Origin of the sequence: uncultured Amaricoccus sp. (genome assembly GCF_937858865.1) — a bacterium.
Lineage (GTDB): Bacteria > Pseudomonadota > Alphaproteobacteria > Rhodobacterales > Rhodobacteraceae > Amaricoccus.
Genome location: NZ_CALLYO010000633.1, coordinates 1 through 1,714 on the forward strand (window position 1 = coordinate 1; position 1,714 = coordinate 1,714).

1 protein-coding gene is annotated in these 1,714 nt (G+C 72.0%); it reads left to right on the forward strand.

The window, feature by feature from the left end:
• Positions 1–346 precede the first annotated feature (346 nt).
• On the forward strand, positions 347–1,648 hold the full coding sequence (preA, locus tag Q0112_RS18920) for an NAD-dependent dihydropyrimidine dehydrogenase subunit PreA (RefSeq protein WP_297977630.1): 1,302 nt from the start codon (positions 347–349) through the stop codon (positions 1,646–1,648).
• Positions 1,649–1,714 lie beyond the last annotated feature (66 nt).

Genomic DNA, 1,714 nt, shown 5'->3' on the forward strand with positions numbered 1-1,714 from the left:
CTCGGGCAGCGCCCGCCCCGCCCCCAGGCGGGCGCTTCTCGCCCGCCGGGTCGGGGCGCTGCCCTTTACGCCCTGGAGCGGCGGTCGGACGGGGCTGGCTGTTTCGGACGGGCTCCGGGTGGGCTGACGGCGACGGAAGAGGGGTGCCCTCCCCGTCTGTCCCGCCCGAGGCCCTGCCTCGGGCAGCGCCCGCCCGCCCCGTCACGCCGAAGGCGTGCCTCCGGCACGACGCGGGCGCTTCTCGCCCGCCGGGTCGGGCGCTGCCCTCTTCGTTCTGGAGCGGCGGTCGGACAGGCGGCGGACATTCTCACATCGAACCAAGCGCAATCTTCCGGAGGGTCCCGTGATGGCTGACCTGCGCAGCGACTTCGTCGGCATCAAGTCGCCGAACCCCTTCTGGCTGGCCTCGGCGCCGCCGACCGACAAGGAGTACAACGTCCGCCGCGCCTTCGAGGCGGGCTGGGGCGGGGTGGTCTGGAAGACGCTCGGGCTCGACCCGCACGTCGTGAACGTGAACGGGCCGCGCTACGGGGCGGTCTGGGGGGCGGACCGGCGGCTGCTCGGGCTCAACAACATCGAGCTGATCACCGACCGGCCGCTCGAGGTGAACCTGCGCGAGATCAAGGCGGTGAAGCGCGACTGGCCGGACCGGGCGCTGGTGGTCAGCCTGATGGTGCCCTGCGACGATGCGAGCTGGCGGACGATCCTGCCGCTGGTCGAGGAGACCGGCGCCGACGGGGTCGAGCTCAACTTCGGCTGCCCGCACGGGATGAGCGAGCGCGGCATGGGCTCGGCGGTCGGCCAGGTGCCGGAATACATCGAGATGGTCGCCCGCTGGTGCAAGGCGAACAGCCGGATGCCGGTGATCGTCAAGCTGACGCCGAACATCACCGACATCCGCTATCCGGCGCGGGCCGCCTTCAGGGGGGGTGCGGACGCGGTCAGCCTGATCAACACGGTGAGCTCGATCACCGGCGTCGATCTCGACACCTTCAGCCCGGAGCCCTCGATCGACGGCAAGGGATCGCACGGCGGCTACTGCGGGCCGGCGGTGAAGCCGATCGCGCTCAACATGGTGGCCGAGATCGCCCGCGACCCGGAGACGGCCGGCCGGCCGATCTCCGGCATCGGCGGGGTGACGACCTGGCGCGACGCGGCGGAGTTCATGGCGCTCGGCTCCGGGCCGGTGCAGGTCTGCACCGCGGCGATGACCTACGGCTTCCGCGTGGTGCAGGAGATGATCACCGGGCTCGGGCAGTGGATGGACGCGGGCGGGCATGCCGACCTCGCCGCCTTCCGCGGCCGGGCGGTGCCGAACGTCACCGACTGGCAGTATCTGAACCTCAACTATGTCGCCAAGGCGCGGATCGACCAGGCGCTCTGCATCCACTGCGGGCGCTGCTACGCCGCCTGCGAGGATACCTCGCACCAGGCGATCGCCATGCTGCCGGGGCGGGTCTTCGAGGTGAAGGACGAGGAGTGCGTCGCCTGCAACCTCTGCGTCAACGTCTGCCCGGTCGAGGGCTGCATCGACATGGTCGCGCTCGCCCCCGGCACGGTCGACGCCCGCACCGGCGAGGTGGTGCGGCCGGAGTATGCCAACTGGACGACGCATCCGAACAACCCGATGGCGAAGGCGGCGGAGTAGGCGCCGCATCCCGCCCGGCTCGGGCGGGCGCGGGACGGAAGGGGGGCGCCCTCCCCGTCCGTCCCG

Bases quoted from the DNA above. Each gene is read 5' to 3' on its own strand.
- preA (WP_297977630.1), top strand. From the start codon at position 347: ATGGCTGACCTGCGCAGCGACTTCGTCGGCATCAAGTCGCCGAACCCC.